Genomic DNA, 20,423 nt, shown 5'->3' on the forward strand with positions numbered 1-20,423 from the left:
CGGCCCGCGGCGTGGCTGGTCGGTACAATCGAATTGTTCATGGATCGTTCTCGGCATAAGGAGCGGGGAAACCCAGCCCCCCGAGTATGGATGTTTCCAGGGCTTCCATCTCCTCGGCGTCGGCCGGCTCAACGTGATCATAGCCGAGCAGGTGCAAGGTGCCATGCACAACCATGTGTGCCCAGTGTGCGGAAGCCGTTTTGCCCTGCTCCTTTGCCTCTGCCGCAACCACGGGCGCGCAGATGGCGATATCACCCAACACTGGCAAATCGAGCCCCGGCGGCGCCTCGAATGGGAAGGACAGGACGTTGGTCGCATAGTCCCGGCCGCGATAGGTTGCGTTCAGTGAGCGGCCCTCATCCTCATCCACGACACGAATGGTAAGTTCCAGCGGCTCGGCGCGACCATCGAGCACGGCACCCACCCAGGCGCGGATGTCAGCCTCCGAGGGCAGATCCGGGTGCTGGCTCGCGAACTGCACCTCGAGTCCGGACAGATTCTCAGCGGCGTTCACCGGCATTCCCGATGTTGTCTTCTTCGCCAGAGGCACGTTCATAGGCCTGCACAATGCGTTGTACCAGCGGATGGCGAACCACATCCGCCGCGCTGAAAAAGGTAAAGCTCACACCTTCCACGTCCTTGAGCACCTCAACCGCCTGCCGCAGCCCGGACGGCGTGCCCCGGGGCAGGTCCACCTGGGTGACATCACCGGTAACCACGGCGGTGGACCCAAAACCGATACGGGTCAGAAACATCTTCATCTGCTCGACGGTGGTGTTCTGCGCCTCATCGAGGATGATAAAGGAGTGATTCAGCGTGCGGCCCCGCATGTAGGCCAGCGGGGCAACCTCGATCACATTGCGTTCGATGAGCTTGCCCACCCGCTCAAAGCCCATCATCTCGAACAAAGCGTCGTAGAGCGGGCGCAGGTAGGGGTCAACTTTCTGGGCAAGGTCACCCGGCAGAAAACCAAGCCGTTCCCCGGCTTCCACCGCCGGGCGCACCAGCACCAGCCGGCGCACATCGTCGGCATCCAGCGCCTCCACTGCAGCGGCGACGGCCAGATACGTCTTGCCAGTACCTGCCGGGCCGATGCCAAAGCTGAGATCGTTGCCCTGGATGTTGCGCAGGTAGGCCTGCTGATTCGGTCCGCGGCCACGGATTTCCGTCTTTCGGGTGCGAATCACCACTTCCTGGGCGTCACCGGCCCGGGCCCGCAGCCGTTCCTCGACACCGGCGTCCTGCAGCATCAGGTGCACATCATCGGCGGACAGGGCATTCTGCGTCGAGGTGCGATAGAGCTCCTTGAGCACACTCTCGGCGGCTCGGGCAGCGTCCGGCTCGCCGATGACCCGAAAGCGATGGGCACGATTGGAAATCTCGACCCCCAGCCGACGCTCCACCTGACGGAGGTTCTCATCGAACTGTCCGCAGAGATTGGCAAGCCGATCGTTGTCGGCGGGTTCGAGGCTGAAATCCAGAGCGGCAGGATTCGCGGTATTCAAGGTGACAGTGTTACCTCATGCACTGGCGGCGGGGCGCAGCAGGGCCTCGTCGACGCCGACCATTTCGCCACGCAGGGAATGCGCAAGCGCTTCGGTGATGCGTACCCGGACGAACTGCCCGATCAGGCGGCGATGTCCGGGGAAGTTGACCACCCGGTTATTCTCCGTGCGGCCGGCGATCTCGTGATCGCTCTTTTTCGACAGGCTGTCCACCAGCACCGTCTGTTCGGTGCCGACCATGGACTGGCTGATGGCCTTTGCCTGGGCTTCAATGGTGCTCTGCAGCCGCTTCAAGCGCGCCTTCTTGACTTCCGGCGGTGTTGCATCGGCCAATGAGGCCGCTGGCGTGCCCGGGCGGGCGCTGTAGATGAAGCTGAAAGAGCTGTCGAAGTTGAGCTCCCGCACCAGGGCCATGGTCTCCTCGAAGCTGTCTTCGTCCTCGCCGGGGAAGCCGACGATGAAATCCGACGACAGGCTGATGCCGGGGCGGACTTCCCGCAGGCGGCGGATCTTGTCCCTGAACTCGTCAATGGTATGACCGCGCTTCATCATCTTGAGGACGAAATCCGAACCGCTTTGCACCGGCAGGTGCAGGTGATCCACCAGCTCCGGCACATCGCGATAGGCCTCGATCAGGCTGTCGGAGAACTCCACGGGGTGGGAGGTGGTGAAGCGGATGCGCTCGATGCCGTCGATGGCGGCAACGTAGTGGATGAGCAGCGCCAGGTCGCAGACGGTGCCATCGACCATGTCGCCGCGATAGGCGTTGACGTTCTGGCCCAGCAGGGTGACTTCCCGCACGCCCTGTTCGGCGAGCTCTGCCACCTCGGTGATGACGTCGTCGAAGGGGCGGCTGATTTCCTCGCCCCGGGTGTAGGGCACCACACAGAAGCTGCAGTACTTGCTGCAGCCTTCCATGATCGACACAAAGGCCGTCGGGCCCTCGGCCCGGGGTTCCGGCAGGCGGTCGAACTTCTCGATCTCGGGGAAGGAGATATCCACCTGCGGCTCGCCACCCCCGCGCACGCGATCAACCATTTCCGGCAGCCGGTGCAGGGTTTGCGGGCCGAACACCAGGTCGACGTAGGGCGCACGCTGCTGCAACGCCTCGCCCTCCTGGCTGGCAACGCAACCGCCGACGCCGATGATGAGATCGGGGTTGCGCTCCTTCAGGGGCTTCCAGTGGCCCAACTGGGAAAACACCTTCTCCTGCGCCTTCTCGCGGATGGAGCAGGTGTTGAGCAGGATGAGGTCGGCATCCTCGGGATTGTCGACGCGGCTATACCCACGCTCGGCACAGAGCACGTCCGCCATCTTGGCGGAATCGTACTCGTTCATCTGGCAACCATGGGTCTTGACGTAGACCTTACGATTCATAGGCGATATGCGGCCCTGGTGGCGGCGCTTCCTCAAGTGTAACCCACTGCCCGAAAAGGGCTAAGGCAGCGCTGACGCATTCACGCCGTTGCGCTCGAGCCCCATGGGGTTACGCAGCGGTGTGAATGCGTTCAGCGCTGCCACAGCCGGCGGATGGTACCGCCGGGCGCAGGGGTGTTCAAGCATGGGTGTGTGACACGCGCGGGGATGGCGTGAGGGGGCACGGCAAACGCCGATGCGGTGCGTTACGCGCTGCGCGCTAACACACCCTACAGCTCGAATCGGGGAACCGCGGTCCGGTGCGCCGCTCATGGACACGCCGTAAACCCATCCCTGGAGGCTCGACAGCGACATCCCTGTCGCTGACGGTCCATGAGCGGCGCACCGGACCGCGGTTTGTGGCTGTGTGGCCTTGGGGGCAACACCACCGCCGTTATGGTGCGTTACGGCCTTCGGCCTAACACACCCTACGTGAGGCCATGCCCGGCGGTTGGCCGTGCCGGGCGGTTGGTCGCGCCCGCCGTAGGGTGCCGTTAGCGCGCAGCGCGTAACGCACCGCGGCGCCCCATCAATAACCACCACACCCCGCCTAGTTGAGCTTGCAACCGTTGCCGCTGAAGGTGCCCGACAGCCCGTCCTGGGTCTGCCAGCTACCGTTTGACAGCGTGCCCGTGGCCCGATCCAGCGTGCCCTGCAGGGAGCCACCGGAGAACGTCGCCGACAGGAATGTGCCGTTGACTGTCCCGCCGAGGTTGAACAGCTCGTCCTCGGCGACGCTGTAGGCGACACCGGTCACCGCGCCACTGGGCGCCACATCGAAAGAAAAGAGCCCGGAATCAGACCCGGAAAAGCTTCCCGTGAAGCGATATTCCGCGCTGGCGGACCCGCCAATGCGTGACCCTGAAAACGTCCCGGACTCCACGAACAGGGGGTTCTGCCAGCTCCCGGACAGGCTGTTCACCGTGTTAAAGCTGCCGTTAAACGTGGCCCCGGAGTCCGTATTGCCGCTGACGAACGTCCCCTGCTGGTCCAGCGCCACCGGCGTCTGCCCCGTCAGGGTGATCAGCTCGTCGTCATCACTGGAATACGCCACGCCGCTCACGCTGCCGGTCTGGGCCGACACCAGTATGCCGAAGGTCCCACGATCGTCGCCGCGGAACGTGCCCCGATAGGCACCGGCACGCACACAGCGCAGTGTTGATTCGATGTGGGCCTTGGCGGCGGCCGCACTCGGCAGCACAACATCACGGCTGTAAATAAAGACCAGCTCTTCCCCGATATCCTGCACTCCAGTCTCGAATGCCGCAGTGGATTCGAAATCCGGTGGGGTCCATGCATTGGCTGCGTCACGCACCGTCTCGGGAATGTTGATACCGTTGTCTGCGTCGCCGTCCTCGTCCAGCAGCAGCAGGAAGCGCACCCGGTTGATCACCGCGTCCGAATCGGTTGAGCCAGCAGTAACCAGATCCACCGGGGTCAAGATCTGATCGGCGCTCGCGCTGCCCAGCTCAACGTTGCCCACGGAAAAGGTGATCTGCTCGCCCGGCTGATACTGGAAGCTGCCGCCCTCCCCCGTCAACACACTACCGCGGGAGGTGGTGTAGGTCAGCCCGGTCACGTTGCTGTCCTTGAAGCTGCCGGTCTGCAGCGAACTACCGCCGCCGCCTCCACCACCGCCACCACCTCCCCCACCGAGGCAGGCAGCCAGGGTAAGACTGCATCCCGTGATGGCGCCGAGGTGCAGCGCGCGGCCCAAGCCGGACTGTTGATGCTTGTTCATGTGTGCTCCGAAACCCTGATGATGACCCGGCCGACAAAGAGCCGCCGCATGGAGCCCCTTGACCCCTTTCAGGTATTTATCGGAGATAGAACCCACATGAATCACCCATATGGGTTAGACGCGGTGATTCAAGTCACAATCAGCGACGCCCGTAGACGTCATCGAAGCGCACGATGTCGTCCTCCCCCAGGTAGCTCCCGGTCTGCACCTCGATCAGCTCGAGCGGAATCTGGCCAGGGTTTTCGAGGCGGTGGGCCGTGCCGAGGGGGATATAGGTAGACTGGTCCTCGGTGAGCAGGAGGGTGTCCTCGCCGCGGGTCACGCGTGCGGTGCCACGGACGATGATCCAGTGCTCGGCCCGGTGGTGATGCATCTGCAGCGACAGGCTGGCGCCGGGCTGCACGATGATGCGCTTGACCTGGAAGCGGCTGCCTTCGGCCACACCTTCATACGACCCCCAGGGGCGGTAGACGCGCCGGTGGCTCATGGGCTCGGTGCGGCCCTCTGCCCGCAGGCGCTCGACGATGGCCTTGACGTCCTGCACCCGGTCGCGCCGGGCCACCAGCACCGCGTCGGCAGTCTCCACCACCACGCTGTCTTCCAGCCCAACGGTGGCCAGCAGGCGGCTTTCCGCCCGCAGGTAGTTGCCACGGCTGTCATGGGCCAGCACGTCGCCCACGGTGACGTTGCCGTCGGCATCAGGTGCGCCGGCGCTTTGCAGCGCGTCCCAGGAGCCGACGTCACTCCAGCCGGCGTCCATGGGCACCACCCGGGCGTTGCGGGTGCGCTCCATCACCGCGTAGTCAATGGAGTTCGACGGGCAAGGCTCCAGCGGCTCGCGGGCGAGACGCACGAAATCGAGGTCCCGCTCGGCGCCATCCAGCGCTCCCCGGCAGGCTGACACCATCTCCGGCGCGAACTGCTCCAGTTCGTCCACGAAACGCTGCGCCCGGAACAGGAACATGCCGCTGTTCCAGTAGTAGCCACCGGCGGCAAGATAGCCCTGGGCGGTTTCCAGGTCGGGCTTTTCCACGAATTCGGCCACGCCACGGGTGGGGCCGTCACCGACTTCGGCGCGGATATAGCCATAGCCAGTCTCGGGCCGCGTGGGCACGATGCCGAAGGTCACCAGGGCGCCGTCCAGCGCGTCACCCCGCCCCTGGGCGACAGCCTGCTGGAAGGCAGCGGTATCGGCGATGACGTGGTCCGCCGGCAGCACAAGCAGCAAGGCGTCCGAGTCGTCGTGCAGGGCGTGCAGGGCGGCCAGGCAAACCGCCGGCGCCGTGTTGCGTGCCAGCGGCTCGAGCAGTATGGCGGGGTCGGTCTCGCCGATGGCACGCAGCTGCTCGGCGACCAGGAATCGGTGGGCCTCGTTGCAGATAACCAGCAGGCGGTCGAGATCGGCGATGCCGGCCAGGCGCTGCACGGTGGCCTGCAGCATGGTGTGGTCGGGGGACATCAGCGGCAGCAACTGCTTGGGGTACAGCTCCCGCGACAGTGGCCAAAGGCGGCTGCCCGAGCCACCGGAGAGAATCACGGGTGTGAGACGCGACATACCTGACTGCCTGTTGGTCAATGTTGCCCGAGCATAGCCTTTTGCTGGACGGCGAGGCCAGTTCAGCGCAGCGGCGGTGGTTCGGCCCGGGCCTCTTCCAGGGCCCAGACCAGCATGCAGTGCAATTCGCGGTGATGCGCGATGGCCGGCTGCGCCAGCAGCATGGTGCCGAACAGCACCGCCAGTATCGCGAAGACCACGGCAACACCCTCCACCAGCGGTACCCACTCGGGATACCACTGGGCCAGGTACGGTGCGCCGGCAAGCAGGGCCACCGCCAGCAGTGCGAGCCAGATGGGCCGGGCCCGCGACAGGCGCATCTCCGGCGTGTTCTGCAGTGCCAGTTCCGCCTCGCAGCAACGCAGCGCGGTCTGCAGCGCCGCCGGGTCGAACAGGCCGGAGAGACGCAGGCGGTCAAGAAACTCCAGGTAGCGGACGCCGAAAAACCCGCGCCGGTAGGCAGCCAGCAACGGGCGGCGGGCCAGACTGTGCTCGGGGTACGCCGCGCGGATGCGCTCGTCCAGAATCAGCGCCCCCAGCCACATCAGCAGCGGCATGAGGATGGCCACCGCCAGCGCGGCCATGTAGCCCGACAGCAGCCAGGGTGCAGCCAGCAGCACCACCAAGGCGAGGGCGATGAAGGCGAGCATCATCACGCCGGACACGCTCAGCAGGTTCGAGAACAACAGGCGCCGCAGCACGCCAGCACGACCGCAGTCGTCGTACAGAGCGCGCACCACCGTCCAGTCCTGCATTCAGCCCCCAGTTCGTCGCAGAAAAAGCAGGCGACCCAGCCCCAGGAGGCCGAGCAATACCAGGCCGAGGCCGCCGAACGCGCCGCCGCCGACTGCCGAGCCACTGCCGCCACCACCGATGGGGTTGGGCCCGCCGTTGTCCGGCCCCACGCCGTTGCCGCCATTGCCATTGCCGCCATCATCCGGCGGCGGCTCGAAGAAAGTCCGGCTTACCATCATGCGGTTCGTGCGGTTCGGGTTCTGCGCGAAACCGGCCAGGGCGATGCCGACCGCATTGTCGCCGTAGGCAACGGCAGCCAGACCACCGGAGGCAGTCTCCGGTGAGATGTCGCGGTAAAGCTGGCCGTCATCCAACTGCACGAAATCGCCATCCTGATCATTGCCGAAACGGGTGATGAGCAGGCTGGTGCCGGTGTCCGCCCCCGTTTGCCCGGCGCCCACCACGGCGATATCGCCATTGCCCAGCACGGCGATGTCGCGACCTTGGGCGAACTGCCCTCCGGGCAGAAGCTGGACCCGGGACTGGCCGCCCAGAACCCCGGGTTCGTCATTCGTGGCGCCTGTATCCGCGTCGATGACGCCCAGGGAGCCCGGCCCGTCGGCTCCGGCGCCGTAGTTCGCCGTTCCGCTGTAGATGATCATGTCGCCCCGCAGTGCCAGGGCATAGATCACCGCATTGACAACATCTGCCTCGTCGAATTGGCCGAGAATGTAGACTTCGCCGTTCTCGCCGAAATCGGCCACGGGTTCGCCGGCGGAATCCAGTTGCACGATGAAGTCCCCCCGCAGAGTCCCGGCGCGATCGAAAACCACCTCGGTTCCCTGCTGCGCGGCACCGCCGGCGATAATGCCGTTGCCGTCACGCAGCGTCACGGCGTTGAAGTCACTGGATACAACGGCGGCCGCCGGACCGGACCAGACGCCGTCATCGGCGAATGAGTCATCCGGTGTCCCATCGGGCAGCACCCGCCACACGGCGGCCCGGCTCCGCTCAACCGCGAAATCGCGACGACCCACCAGCACGATACGGCCGGCGGCATCCAGCGCTGCGGCCGCCACGCGGTCGGCAGCGGCACCGTCCGACACATCGAGAATGGCCCCGCCATTGATGCCGAAGGCGGTGTCGAGCTCCCCGCCCTGGCTATAGCGCAGGATGGCAATCCGGTCCGGCGCTGACGCAGTGGCGATAACGAACAGCCCACCGTCATCATCGTCGAGCACCAGCACTGGCGTGCCCGCGGTCAAGGCCACACCGGCTATATCGGAGAAATCGGTCAGTACGAGTCCGTCAGCGCCGAAGTCGGTGTCGAGTGCCCCGTCAGCGGTATATCGCAGCAGCGCCGCGGCGGGGGCGAACTGCTGCTCCGCCCGTCCGGCGATGAGCACATCCGGTGACGTGCCGCCACCCAGCGTCAAGACGCTCATGGCAATGCTCGCCCGACCGTCCTCGCCCACATCCGCAATGACAGCACCAGTTGAATCGGGGCCAAAGTTGAGTTGGGCGTAAGCGAACGCCGGGAACAGTGCGAGTACAGTGATCAGTAGCGTGCGGATAGACATGGCGATGGCCCTCCTTGCCGGCAAATCGTGACTCCCGAGAGCAGCTTAGCCGCCGAGAGGCGCATGGGCCATGGTCCGCCCGCCGGGGAGTCACGTTCGCAGGACGAGCGGTCGGCGTATCCGGGCTCAGGGACCATAGCCGTGGGCCTCAAGGGCCGGCGCGACGCCGGCGGCGAAATCCCGCAGGCCCGAATCACCACGATACGCATAGGCCCGGTCAGGCCGGTAGCGCGCCGCCTCCTCCGCCAATGCGTCGTCAGAGACATCCAGCCCGCAGAAGTCCAGAACCCGTCGCAGATGCTCCTCCGGCGACTCCAGCAGGGTCTCGTAGCGCAGTTCCATCGCCCGCTCGGGGCCCAGGGCGCGCACATGCTCCGATGCCCGTCCGGTGTACTCCGACCACAGGTCCAGCCCACCCTGCAGTTCACCGACCCGGGGCGAATGGGCGAAGCCGCTGCGCTTGGGCGCGAAGGGGTTGTTCAGGTAGCGCGCCCGGGCTGCCTGGAAGCGGCCGATGGACGCGGACACCGCCTGCTCCCGGCGAACGCGCAGGCTTTGGGCCACGTCCACACCGTGGCGCAGGATGTGCAGCACCCGGGAATCGGGAAATACGTCCAGCCAGATGGGCAGGGTGAAGCTGTTGCGCGGGTCCTTCCAGCCCCAGGGCTCAGAAAGCTCATGCATGGAGCGGTGCCGCAGCCAGCGCTTGAGGCCAAGATAACCAATACTTGCCGGGCCGCGGGTGATACCGGCGACATAATCCGTGACCGCCCGTCGCACCGTTGCATCCGTGAGCAGCGCATCGAAGCCCAGCGGCCGCTCCCAGGTGGCGCTCGCCTGGCGGAACAGCCACTCGTTGATGGCGTTGGTCCAGCGGCATTCCTCGTTACGGGTGGTGCCCCGCCCCATGAAAAAGCCGAAGCCCTGCATGGTGCGGGTGAGCATGCTGGTGCCGGCACGATGCATGCCGATAATAATGACGGGCGGGCGGGCGCTCATGGCGGGCAAGTTACCGCATTTTCATCAATAACAGTAAGCGAAGGCACGGCCAGACGCTTGACACCATGACCGCCGCTGCCGAGACTCGCGCGCAATGATTATCTGTCACAGCCATCGCTTCATTTTCGTGAAGACGCGCAAGACCGCCGGCAGCAGCGCCGAGATTGCGCTGTCCCGCGCCTGCGGGCCGGGTGACTGCGTGACGCGCTTGAGCGAGGACAGGGGCGAAGAGGCATTGCGGCAGCAGGAGAGTGGGTTCGGCCCTGCCAACCATCACAAGCCGCTGCTCGCCCATCGCGGCTTAAAGGAGTGGAAGCGCCTTTTGTTGCGCGGGCAACGGGCCGAGTATGGCTACCACACAACCGCCGCCGAGATCCGCACCATCGTGGGCCACCAGTGCTGGCGTGACTACTTCACCTTCACCATCGAGCGCGACCCCTGGGACCGTGCCCTGTCCCGCTACTTCTGGCAGAAGCAGCGCTGGGAAGAAAAGCCCCGGGACAGTGAATTCCCCGGCATCAGTGACTACCTGGTCTGGCTCGAGACCCACAAACCGCACTGGCTCAGCAACTGGGGCCACTACGCAATCAGCGACACCGTCGCCGTGGACCGCATCCTGCGCTACGAGAACCTGTCGGCCGAACTCGAGGAAGTCCGCCAGCACCTGGGCGTCGAGGCTTCGTTCAAACTGCCCGAAAAGCGGGCCAAGGGCGGGTTCCGGCCCAGGCGACAGCCTTACACCGAACTCCTGAGCGACGCGGATCGGGAGCGCATTGCGCGGGTCTGCCGGCGGGAGATCGAAACGCTTGGTTACCAGTACGGGGAACTCGCTTGAACGCACCGGACCACCGCAGCGACGAGGGCAAGCTGGCGTACGTCGCCATCGCGTCGATTTACCTGTTTGCGTTCTTCGCGCCCCGCAGCATCGCCATCGGCCAACTCTCCCAGCTTGTCATGCTGATTGTGGCGGTGGTGTTCGCGCTGCGCTATCGCGACGCGATACTGCGCGCGCCGATCCTCTGGCTGGGTGGGGCCTACGTGATCTACGTGCTGGCACGCGGGCTCTGGGCTGCGCTGATCGGCCAGCCGGAACTCGCCTCCGAGCACCTGGACGGCACCAGTAGCTGGGTGCGGGCCATCGCCCTGCCCATTGTCATACTCGGTCTTGCCCTGCTGGCCACCGGCAACTGGGTGCGCCACGCCATCGGCGCATTGATTGCGGTGGCCGCCGGCCTGCTGCTGTTCGAGGTGTTGCCGGCCTGGTCCTGGGGCGAATTTCAGGACGCCCTCACCGGCCGACGGCGCTTCATCTTCGGGCTCGGGCACAGCCGGTCCGGCTTCATCATGGCTGCGGGGCTGGTTGCGTTGCTGGCCTTCATGCCGCTGATCATCGGGCGCTGGCCGGACAAGGGCGGCACGCTGATGAAGGGGCTCACCGGGCTGCGCGTGGCGCTTTGGGCGGTGCTGGTGATCGCGCTGCTGCTGGCGGAATTCGTCACCAAGACGCGCACCACCTGGCTGGCGCTGATGGTGGCACTGCTGGCGCTGGGCGTAGTGGCCGCCTGGCATTATCGGGACCACTTGCTGCGCAAGGGGACGCTGATCGCGCTCGCCTGCGCGGCCATCGTGCTGGGCCTTGCCCTCACCCAGGTCTGGGGCGAACTTGAGCGGCGAGCCACAGACCGGGCGGAGGCCATCCAGCAGATCCTGACCATGGAAAGCCTGGACGACGCCTTCGAAATGGACGACGCCAACGTCGGCGCACGCATGGCCTACAAGGTGTTCGCCATCACACTGTGGATGGAGCGGCCGCTGGTGGGCCATGGCCCGGCGGACCCCTACTACCTGATGCAGGAGCGGCCGCTGCCCCCCGTGCTGGAAGGGCGCTCCGGCCACTTCCATGACGCCCACGTGGAGGCCCTCTCCCGACTTGGCCTGACGGGCTGGTTGCTGATAATGGCGTTCCTCGCCTTGCTGGTGATCGAGGCCCTGCGCCGACTGGGCCGGCCGGACACGGGGGATCGCCGGGTGCACATGCTGGCGCTCACTGGCATTAGCTTCACTGCGCTGCTGCTGGTCTGGATGCTGGGCACGCACCAGTTGACCCGCTTCCAGTCGGTGCACATCTATGCGCCGTTCCTCGCGCCCATGTGCGCCGCCCTCTTCCTGCGCCGGCTGAAGCCCCGGCGCGAGGCTCGCTGAACCGCCATGGTGGATATCGCGATTTTCGGCATGTTTCGACCCTGGGGCGGCACCTATCGCCGCCTGATGAACCAGATCCATGTCTGGACGCAGCAGGGCTGGCGCATTGAACTCGTCACCTTCCGCGACGGCGAGATGTTCTACCCGGACGAAATGCCCGACTCGGTGCGCTGCGTGCACCTGGGCACCCGTGGCAAGTTCACCACCACCCTGGCGCTGTGGCGCTACCTGCGCCGCGAGCAGCCCCGTGTCATCCTCTCGGTGAATCACATCAGCAACGTGATCCTGGCGCAGACCGGCTTTCTGCCGGACACCGGAGTGAAACGCTTTCTCAGCGTCCCCAACACCTTCGGCGAATCGGAAAAGCTCGCCGAGGAGCCAAGGCGCCGGGAGCAGAAATTCAAGGAAATACGGCGGCTTTACCCTCGCTCCGATGGGGTGATCGCGGTCTCGGACGGCGTACGTGACGACCTGCTCAACACCGTCGGCCTCAAGGGCGTGACCGTGGAACGCATCTACAGCGGCTCGGTGGCACAGGTCACGCTGAACCGCGCCAAGGAGCCGGTGGATCACCCCTGGCTCACGGACAAGACCTGCCCCGTCATACTCTCCGCCGGCAGGCTGGTGCCGCAAAAGGACTACGCCACACTCATCCGTGCCTTCGCGAAGCTGCGCCAACGGCGGGAGGCCCGGCTGATCATTGTCGGCAAGGGGCGCGACCAGGAACAGCTCGAGGCGCTGGCGGGGGAACTCGGCGTTGCAGAGCACATGGATCTGCCAGGCTTTGTTTCCAACCCCTACGCCTGGATGGCGCGGGCCGACGTGTTTGCCCTGTCCTCCCGGTGGGAAGGACTGGTGAACGCGGTGATGGAGGCCCTCGGCATCGGCACCCCCATTGTCTCCACCGACTGCCCCAGCGGCCCGCGGGAGATTCTGGCCGGCGGGCGCTATGGCATCCTCGTGCCCATGCGCGACCCGGACGCCTTGGCCGATGGCATCGATCAAACCCTGCGCGGCGAAGTACCCCAGTTCGACCACAAGGAGGCCGTGAAGCCGTTCCGGGCCGAGACCGCCGCCCAGGCCTATCTCGATTTCTTCGGGCTGGACCAGCCAGCGGGGCCCCGCCGGTGATCCGCCTGCTGCGTCGCTGGAAGGCGCAGCGCAGCCTGCGCGGGCAGTTGCAGTGGCTGGAAGGCGATCTCATGGCCGGCGACTGGCGGCTCTACGACGACGTGGCGCTGTTGCCCGCAGCACCTGGGGGTGCTCCGGACGATTACCAGCAGCAACTGCTGCGCAGCCTGGGCGGTTCTCACGCCGGCTATCGAATGCTGCGGCTACGGGGCGGCGAGCAATCAAGCTGCGATTTGCTGATCCCCCGGGGCGAGTGGACACTGCTCATGGACCGCGATCGCCGCTGGATGCTGCGGGTGGGCACCAGCGCCGAACGCGCCCGTCGCCTCGTGGACAACGCCGCCTGGCTGTCGCAGTCATTCCCCTGCCCACACATCGAACAGGCGACGGTTAGCGCGGAAGGCGCACACGCCGTCCGCGAGAGTTTCGCCGACGGCGTGCCCATCCGTGATGCCGACGAGCACCACTGGGAGCCGGTGTACCGTCAGCTGCTGGCCGCCTGCACCCGCCATGCGGAGTATTGCGATGGCGTGTTCGACCTGTCCCACGCGATGGATGAACTCGCCCGCTGGAATCTCCCCGCCTGGCTGCAGCGGGCGCTGGAAGCCCACCGTGCGGGCATCGACGCGACGCTGGGCAACTGCCCGATGCTGCGTGCCCACGGCGACTGCCACAATGGCAACGTGTTCGCGCGGGCCGATGGCAACCTCCTCCTCATCGACCTGGAGCGCGCGCAGTCGATGCCATTCTTCTACGATGCACTGTCCCTGCTGCGCGGTACGGCGGCGGTGAACGGCCACTTGCGCCGGGCCTATCTTGACGGTGCCTACGACGGACCGCTGACTGAACTCTGGGCTGCAGCCGGGCGTGAGTGGCATCCCTCGCACCGGGTGGCCGCCCTGCTCGCCATGCCTATCGCCCACGCCTTTCGCCCGCAATTCAGCGAGGCAGATTCCGCGAAACGACGTGACAAATTCATCAGTGCCTGCGAGAAAGTGCGGGAAGACTGCGGACTGGGGTAAGGCATGCGTCGCATCGAGTTGATCGGGCCGCCCGGTGTGGGCAAAACCACCCTGCTGAGAGGGCTGGCTAAGCCGCTAGCCGGGCAAGGGCTTTCCATGGCCTCACCACGCTTGCTTGCCTTGTGGGCCTACCAGCGGCGCCACGGAATCTCCGGCCCCCGCCGCAGCCTGGAAGCCTGGCTGTACGAGGTAAAAGGCTTGCAGCGCTGGATGCGCCCGAAGCTGGAAAAAGAGCTGATCCGCCATGAGTTCCGCGCCCTGCGCGCTGCCGAGGCCCCCTGGCCCGCGTTCCTCGAACTGGCCTTGCAGCGCGGTCATGAAGCAGCAGACACACCCGCGCTGGCGCTGGAGCGGCTGCAGAGCTACATGAGCGGCGCGGCGGCGGCCCATGCCGCCGACCGGCTCGAAGGCGACGAGGTGATCCCCTTTGACGAGGGGCTGGGCCAGCGCGGTGTGAGCCTTGGGCAGGGTGCCGATGCGGACGTGGTTCGCGAGTATTTCCGGCTGATGCCTGCGCCGGCAGCGGTTGTGTTCATCACCGCGCCGGCGGATGTCATTACCGAGCGCCTGCGACAGCGCAATCCGGCCGTGACCCGTTTCGAGGCCATGGTGGAACCGTCGCTGGAGATTTGCGAGCTGGCGGCCGCAGTCTGCGGCGACCGCGACATCCCGGTCATCAAGATCGATGCGACGCTGGGGCAGGATGAGGCCACGCGTCGGCTTGCGGAGGGGTTGGCGGGCGTGTTGGGCGGTCGGCATCTTTGAGGGATTGGTTGTGGTGCGTTACGGCCTTCGGCCTAACACACCCTACGGCGGGCAATGCCTTCGGTAGGGTGTGTTAGCGCGCAGCGCGTAACGCACCGCGGCAGCGCACGAACATAGCCGCAACCACATCCAACTGCGTACCATACCAATTGCGGCCCATCACACACCGGAGACCTCCACCTTGACCCGACCCCGCCTCGCCATACTTGCCCCGTTCAAGGCCTGGGGGGGCATCGAGCGCAAGATCATGATTCTCTGCCACGAGTTCCTGGCGCTTGGGGTGCAGCCGCAACTCATCCTCACCCGGGGTGGAGTCGTGCCCTATCCCGATGAACTGCCCAAGGAAGTGGAGATTGTCGACCTCGGCAGCGGCGGCAAGCTCGACAGCGTGATGAAGCTCACCCGGTTCCTGAAGCATGAGCGGCCTGCCGCCCTGCTTACCGCCAAGGATCACTCCGCCAAGGTCGCCATCCTGTCCCGCATACTCAGCCGCACCGACGTGCCGATCTTCGTGAAAATCACCAACACGCTCAGTTTCACCCTCCGTCGCCCCATGAAGCGGCGAAGCGCCCGATGGCTTTACGGTTACGCGGATCGACTGATTGCCGTCTCCGGCGGCGTGCGGGACGATCTGATCGAGAACTTCGGCATCCCGCCCGAAAAGGTGCAGGTGATCTACAACCCCACGGTGACGCCCTCCATCGCAGAGCGCAAAACTCACCCGGTGGATCACCCCTGGCTGCAGGGCGACGGCCCCCCGGTCATCATCGGCGTCGGGCGGCTCACGCCGCAAAAGGACTTCCCCATGCTCATTCGCGCCTTTGCCAAGGTGCGCCAGCAGCGTGAAGCCCGCCTCATCATCCTCGGCGACGGGCCCTTGCACGACGAATTGATCACCTGCGCACGAGAAGCCGGTGTCGGCGACGATGTGGACCTGCCCGGCTACGTCAGCGACCCCATCCCCTACCTGGCAAGGGGGTCGCTGTTCGCGCTGTCATCCCGCTACGAGGGACTGGCCAATGTGCTGATTGAGGCGCTGGCCGCGGGCCTGCCGGCGGTCGCCACGGACTGCCCGTCCGGCCCGATGGAGATCCTGCAGGCCGGGCGAATCGGGCCGCTGGTGACCGTGGGCGATGCGGATGCTTTGGCGCAGGCGATGCTCGACACGCTGGACAACCCGCCCACACAGGAAACCCTGGCCCGCGGCCTCGACCGCTTTCGCAGTGACAAGGTTGCCCTGCAGTACCTGCAGGTGATGGGTATCAAATCCAGCGGTGTTCAGGCAGCGGGTAACGGTTTATCCGGATCAGTCGAGTAGCCGAACGCTTCGAAGTCTTCCCGGAACAGATGGCGTACGCGGTCGATGGCATTGTCATCGTAATACTTCGCCAACTTGGCGGAGGAATCCGTGCGGTGCGGGTCCCAGCTCTTGACCTCGGCGTTCGCTTCCACGCCGAACAGTTCATTGACCAGGCGCGGCAAATCGGCGTCGATACGTTCAAGGCGGCCGATAAAATTCAGCCGTGACCGGTCCTTCGGCAGTAGGCTCACCTGCGGCGCCCAGTGCGGCCCGGTGTAGAGCGCGCCCTGCTCAAGCTGGTCGAGAAACTCGGAAAACCCTATCACCGAACCGTCATCCCGCGTCGGCGAATTGCCGAGGTTCTTCGCCGCCGGCGGCCGGTCGCGGACCACTTTGTCCAGATACGCCGAAAGCGTTCGATGGAAAGGGTTGCGCACGAAAGTGAACAGAAAGTACTTCCGCCAGGCAATACGGGAGCGGCGGATGCCAATCTCCCGCGGCCTCAGATAGACCCCGATCTTGTCCCCGGCGGCGCTGAGCTCGCTACGCTGCGCATCGGTCACGGATGGGTCATAGTGCAACAGGGTATTCCCCACCGTGGAGTGACCGGCCTTGGGGATGCGGTAAAAGACGAAGCCCTGGGGTTCGGACACCAGAATCCGCGGATCAACGCGGTGACGGGCAACGCGGCCGTCGAGGGTTGAGAGCAGAGGGTTGAGGTGTTCGCTGATGGTTCTGCGCAGGTGCATGGCCAGTCGATTCTTTAGTATCGAAAAGTTGTCAAAGCGTGCTCGAATCCCGGCTGACCCTCAAGCCGATGCGCGTAAGTCGTGCACATAGGCCACTTTCAGCATGATGTCGGTACAAATCGAACACTTCCATCCTGATATTGGTGACCACTGACGGATTCCAGTTGCTAGGGTACCATGCGGCATCTCGAGACCAGCTAGGCATCACGCCAGGCCCAGACCAATGACCGAACAGAGCAGATGGCTGAAGGCACTCTCAAACCCACGACTTCACAACGCTTCAAGTCCCTGCGCTATGGGCTTCACCCGTTCTATCGGCGCTCGGGCGTCTACTCCCTGCGTCATCCAGTGCAGCGGACGGCCAGTCTTCCCTCGATCGATTCCAGGATCGTCGTCAGTTCAGAGAGGAAGTTCATTTTTGTGCGTGTTCCGAAGTGCGCCAACACCACCCTACTGACGACCCTCTGGCTGTGTGAAAAGGGACTCGGGACGGAAGACCTGGAGCGCTACAGCGCAGACGAGCGCAAGCAATTATTGCGCAAACAAACGATGCGGCATGTCTTCCTGTCGCCGTCGGACTTGAGCAGTTCGCAGGCCTACGAAGCACTGAAGAGCTACAAGAGCTGCATATTCGTGCGCAACCCGTTTACGCGTCTCGCTTCCGCCTACTTTTACAAGATCGCCAAGGGCCGGACGGCGGAGCGCCTTGGACTCGGTCCGAAGCCTTCGTTTCTGCGTTTCTGCGAGTTCCTGCGTGATGGCGGGCTGCATGCCGACATTCATTGGATGCCGCAGACGCACATTTGCCCGATTCCCCCTGAGCGCCTGCACTTTGTCGGCAGGATGGAGAACCTGGTGGAAGACCTGGACGCGATGACCCAGATGCTTTACCAGCGCAGCGCCCCCTTGCTCAGCCGTCAGCATCATGCCACGGGGGCTGACTCCCGCCTCCGCGACCTTTACGGGCCAGAAGAGACGGAGATCGTTCGCAACCTCTATAGCGACGATTTCGCGGCGTTCGGCTACAGTCCGGAGCCTTTCTGAGTTGATGGTTGCCAGAAAATGATCATCAGCCACCGGCACCGGTTCATATTCATTCATTGCCGCAAGGTCGCCGGCAGTTCAATGAAGGTGACGCTGGCACCTCACCTCGGCCCGGACGATCTGCTGCTGGGCAGCCTGCACGAGGTGCTGAAAGACAGCTCGCCGTTCCAGAGATGGATACTGCGCGAACTCGCGAAACCGGCGGGGATCGCCGAACTGCTCTCGGCATCGATGAAGCGTCGGGACTGGCGCTCGGCGATGAACAAGGTGCTGAAGAAGCGCCATAAGCGCGAGTTGGGGCTTTCCTCATCGTCCCACCCGACAGCGGTGGAAGTTCGTGCCTCGCTGGGCAAGACCTGGGACGAATACTTCAAGTTCTGTTTCGTTCGTAATCCTTACGAGCGCGCCGTCTCTGATTATCTCTACCAGACCAGATTGATGGCGGAGCCGCCAAGCTTCAGCGAGTTCCTTGACGGCGTGAAGGCCGAGGCAGAAGCCGGCGACGTCAAACATGACAACTGGCCGATGTACACCATTGATGATGATATCGCGGTGGACTTCATCGGCCGGTACGAAAATCTCAAAGAAGATTTCCGCAACGCTATGCTGCAGATCGGGCTCGAGAACGTGGAGCTTGCTGCGTCAGAGAAGCGGCGGCGTTATCCGAAACCCTGGCAGGCATATTACGGAACCGGCGATCAGGATCGCGTGGAATCTCTCTTTCTGCGGGAGATCAATGAGTTCAATTATTCGTTCGAGGGCAAATAATGCGGGTGCTGATACTAGTTGGACGCTTTCACCCCAACCTGACGGAATGGGTCGAGGCGTTTCGTCTTGCGGGGGACGACGTCACCGTGATAACCGGTGGCGATTCCGTCAATCGTGTTGAGCGTGTCAAGCCACGCATCGTGCCCGAGAATGCCGTCAGCCAGTCCGAAGCCGAAGCTATTGCGCGGGAAATCAGACCCGATCTCGTCATCATCCGTAGCAAGGAAGACAGCTATCGCAGAATCGTGAAAGCGGCAAAAGGGCTCGGCGCCAAGGCCATCTACTATGATCAACGCGCATACTTGCGTAAAAAAGGCTTCAAGCCGTTTCACCGCGAGTTGCGCAAGGCCTTCCGGCGATTCCGTCAGGGCCACCCGAGAGTCGGCATAACGACGACACTGGGAAAAGGCGAAGTGCCACGCCTCTGGAGGCATTGGATCCATGTTCCCATGCCGGTTCCTGACGACATAGAGCGACGACCGTACTTCAAGGACGGGCTCCCGACCGTTCTGATGGTAGGCAGGCTGGCCAACGAGAAAAAGCGCCATCTTTGGGTCCTGCAGGCGCTTGAGGAATCAGGGCACCCCTACCGCCTACTCGTCGCAGGTGCAGGCGACGACAGCCACACCACCCGACCCGGCAAGCGCAGTCAAGACTATTATCAAAAGGTCAAAGAGACACTCGCCGCAGCAGGCCATCGCGGGAGCGTTGAGCTACAGGAAGATCTGCCACATGAACAGATGGCGGAACTCTACTTGCAAGCGGACATTTTTGTTCTGCCGTCAACGAAGGAACTGCTGGGGATTTCCGTCGTGGAAGCCATGGCCAGAGGTTGCGCCGTGATCGCATCCAATGGTGTCGGGGCATGCGGATACATCAGCCATGGTAAAGACGGATTGATTTTCCCGCGCGCTTCTTATGAAGCGTTCAGGGATACGCTGCACACCCTGCTATCGGACAAAGACTATACTCGCGCACTGGGACAAAACGCGGCAAAGACCATTAAGAACCGCCATGGACATGGGGACTTTGTCAACCAGATTCGCCAGATCGCGCGAGTTTGATCTTAAGAAGCTCAGAATGCAGGCTTTTTGGCGCAAAAACGTAATCCCGATTGAATTCTTTCAGTTCTTTACTCACTGGCTCCGCAGGAATGTAGTCAATCTTCTGCAATACAGATAAGTCACGATCCGGAGTAATTGATATCTTATAGATTTCGTATTGCAGGGATTCGAGCAGCGCGTTTATTTCACTTATGTTTTCCATGCGGCCGACATCATTTGAGTCGCGCGGAGGGAGCACTTCAGCAATGATTAGCGGCTGCAATGCGCCGATAAATGACGACGCCCCCCGAAAAACTTTGGATTCGTGACTCTCCGCGTCGATCTTGAGGACCAACCCGCCCTTCTCGAACCCGAACTCATCCGAAATATCGTCCAGTCGATAGAGGCAAACGGGATGAGCAACTTTTCGCGCAACGTCCTTAAGATCCGTCTCTAGTGTCGCACCGGAGTTGGTCAGATTCCTCCTGCCGACGTGCAAACTAGCAACTCGCGGCTCGTCCGACAGCCCTGCCGGAACAATCTCAAAATTACGAATAGCACTCTCGCTTGCAAGTTCATGCACATAGACCACGCAAAAAGGATTCGGCTCGAATCCCACATAACGACCTTCCGGACACACTGACTTGTAGCTCAGCAAAGACTGCCCAATGTTCGCACCAACATCGACAAAGGTTCGGATTTCGAACGGAAGCGAACGAAGCAGAGTTCTCATCCAGAGCTCACTGATCGCAGGACGCACCTCCAAGGCGAGCCCCATATTTCTGGGTGGGCGAACTCTTATATCCCCGATTGATTGCACACGCCACCTCGATGGCATGTGCAAGGAAATGCTGTTTGCCAGCTTACG

General features: G+C 63.8%; 19 protein-coding genes. 9 read left to right on the forward strand and 10 right to left on the reverse strand.

What is annotated here, in order from left to right:
• Positions 1-37 precede the first annotated feature (37 nt).
• The 8 genes from ybeY to J2T57_RS05225 form a co-directional block, all read right to left on the reverse strand.
• A complete protein-coding gene (ybeY, locus tag J2T57_RS05190; protein WP_253475294.1) occupies positions 38-514 on the reverse strand; it encodes an rRNA maturation RNase YbeY in 477 nt (158 codons plus the stop codon).
• Positions 501-1,505, reverse strand: coding sequence for a PhoH family protein (locus J2T57_RS05195; RefSeq protein WP_253475297.1), 1,005 nt, complete (start codon positions 1,503-1,505; stop codon positions 501-503). Before J2T57_RS05195 ends, ybeY begins: the two co-directional genes overlap by 14 nt.
• Before the next feature lie 15 nt (positions 1,506-1,520).
• Positions 1,521-2,882: a tRNA (N6-isopentenyl adenosine(37)-C2)-methylthiotransferase MiaB gene (gene miaB, locus J2T57_RS05200; RefSeq protein ID WP_253475300.1), complete on the reverse strand. Its 1,362-nt coding sequence runs from the start codon at positions 2,880-2,882 to the stop codon at positions 1,521-1,523.
• A 589-nt stretch (positions 2,883-3,471) separates the two neighbouring features.
• Positions 3,472-4,662, reverse strand: a complete 1,191-nt coding sequence (locus tag J2T57_RS05205) for a hypothetical protein (protein WP_253475303.1) — start codon at positions 4,660-4,662, stop codon at positions 3,472-3,474.
• Positions 4,663-4,801: 139 nt separating this feature from the next.
• The gene (locus J2T57_RS05210) at positions 4,802-6,217 is read right to left on the reverse strand and encodes a mannose-1-phosphate guanylyltransferase/mannose-6-phosphate isomerase (protein WP_253475306.1); all 1,416 of its coding nucleotides are present in this window, start codon (positions 6,215-6,217) and stop codon (positions 4,802-4,804) included.
• Positions 6,218-6,279: 62 nt separating this feature from the next.
• The gene (locus J2T57_RS05215) at positions 6,280-6,972 is read right to left on the reverse strand and encodes a hypothetical protein (protein ID WP_253475309.1); all 693 of its coding nucleotides are present in this window, start codon (positions 6,970-6,972) and stop codon (positions 6,280-6,282) included.
• On the reverse strand, positions 6,973-8,532 hold the full coding sequence (locus J2T57_RS05220; protein ID WP_253475312.1) for an NHL repeat-containing protein: 1,560 nt from the start codon (positions 8,530-8,532) through the stop codon (positions 6,973-6,975).
• 126 nt (positions 8,533-8,658) lie between these two features.
• Positions 8,659-9,531, reverse strand: coding sequence for a sulfotransferase (locus J2T57_RS05225; RefSeq protein ID WP_253475315.1), 873 nt, complete (start codon positions 9,529-9,531; stop codon positions 8,659-8,661).
• A gap of 94 nt (positions 9,532-9,625) precedes the next feature.
• Here J2T57_RS05225 and J2T57_RS05230 point away from each other — a divergent pair, with 94 nt between their 5' ends.
• The 6 genes from J2T57_RS05230 (at position 9,626) to J2T57_RS05255 (ending at position 15,969) form a co-directional block, all read left to right on the forward strand.
• Positions 9,626-10,366, forward strand: a complete 741-nt coding sequence (locus tag J2T57_RS05230) for a sulfotransferase family 2 domain-containing protein (protein ID WP_253475318.1) — start codon at positions 9,626-9,628, stop codon at positions 10,364-10,366.
• Positions 10,363-11,733, forward strand: a complete 1,371-nt coding sequence (locus tag J2T57_RS05235) for an O-antigen ligase family protein (protein ID WP_253475321.1) — start codon at positions 10,363-10,365, stop codon at positions 11,731-11,733. The genes J2T57_RS05230 and J2T57_RS05235 overlap by 4 nt, the downstream gene beginning before the upstream one ends.
• Positions 11,734-11,739: 6 nt before the next feature.
• On the forward strand, positions 11,740-12,864 hold the full coding sequence (locus tag J2T57_RS05240; RefSeq protein WP_253475324.1) for a glycosyltransferase: 1,125 nt from the start codon (positions 11,740-11,742) through the stop codon (positions 12,862-12,864).
• Positions 12,861-13,886 (forward strand): aminoglycoside phosphotransferase/kinase family protein, encoded by a 1,026-nt coding sequence (locus J2T57_RS05245; protein ID WP_253475327.1) that lies wholly within the window; start codon positions 12,861-12,863, stop codon positions 13,884-13,886. Before J2T57_RS05240 ends, J2T57_RS05245 begins: the two co-directional genes overlap by 4 nt.
• Before the next feature lie 3 nt (positions 13,887-13,889).
• On the forward strand, positions 13,890-14,651 hold the full coding sequence (locus J2T57_RS05250; RefSeq protein WP_253475330.1) for an AAA family ATPase: 762 nt from the start codon (positions 13,890-13,892) through the stop codon (positions 14,649-14,651).
• Between the two features lie 202 nt (positions 14,652-14,853).
• A complete protein-coding gene (locus tag J2T57_RS05255; protein ID WP_366519074.1) occupies positions 14,854-15,969 on the forward strand; it encodes a glycosyltransferase in 1,116 nt (371 codons plus the stop codon).
• Here the strand turns inward: J2T57_RS05255 and J2T57_RS05260 are convergent.
• Positions 15,930-16,700, reverse strand: a complete 771-nt coding sequence (locus J2T57_RS05260; protein ID WP_253475333.1) for a sulfotransferase family protein — start codon at positions 16,698-16,700, stop codon at positions 15,930-15,932. The genes J2T57_RS05255 and J2T57_RS05260 overlap by 40 nt on opposite strands.
• A gap of 240 nt (positions 16,701-16,940) precedes the next feature.
• Here J2T57_RS05260 and J2T57_RS05265 point away from each other — a divergent pair, with 240 nt between their 5' ends.
• The 3 genes from J2T57_RS05265 to J2T57_RS05275 are packed head-to-tail and all read left to right on the forward strand — an operon-like array spanning position 16,941 to position 19,576.
• Positions 16,941-17,744 carry a sulfotransferase family protein gene (locus J2T57_RS05265; RefSeq protein ID WP_253475335.1) on the forward strand — a complete coding sequence of 268 codons (804 nt, stop codon included), beginning with the start codon at positions 16,941-16,943 and terminating at the stop codon, positions 17,742-17,744.
• A gap of 18 nt (positions 17,745-17,762) precedes the next feature.
• Positions 17,763-18,512: a sulfotransferase family 2 domain-containing protein gene (locus J2T57_RS05270; RefSeq protein WP_253475337.1), complete on the forward strand. Its 750-nt coding sequence runs from the start codon at positions 17,763-17,765 to the stop codon at positions 18,510-18,512.
• Positions 18,512-19,576 carry a glycosyltransferase family 4 protein gene (locus J2T57_RS05275; RefSeq protein ID WP_253475339.1) on the forward strand — a complete coding sequence of 355 codons (1,065 nt, stop codon included), beginning with the start codon at positions 18,512-18,514 and terminating at the stop codon, positions 19,574-19,576. Before J2T57_RS05270 ends, J2T57_RS05275 begins: the two co-directional genes overlap by 1 nt.
• Here J2T57_RS05275 and J2T57_RS05280 read toward each other — a convergent pair.
• A complete protein-coding gene (locus tag J2T57_RS05280; RefSeq protein WP_253475341.1) occupies positions 19,545-20,333 on the reverse strand; it encodes an FkbM family methyltransferase in 789 nt (262 codons plus the stop codon). The two genes, J2T57_RS05275 and J2T57_RS05280, sit on opposite strands and share 32 nt — an antisense overlap.
• Between the last annotated feature and the right edge of the window lie 90 nt (positions 20,334-20,423).

Source organism: Natronocella acetinitrilica (assembly GCF_024170285.1).
In the GTDB taxonomy this organism is placed as follows: Bacteria; Pseudomonadota; Gammaproteobacteria; order Nitrococcales; family Aquisalimonadaceae; genus Natronocella; species Natronocella acetinitrilica.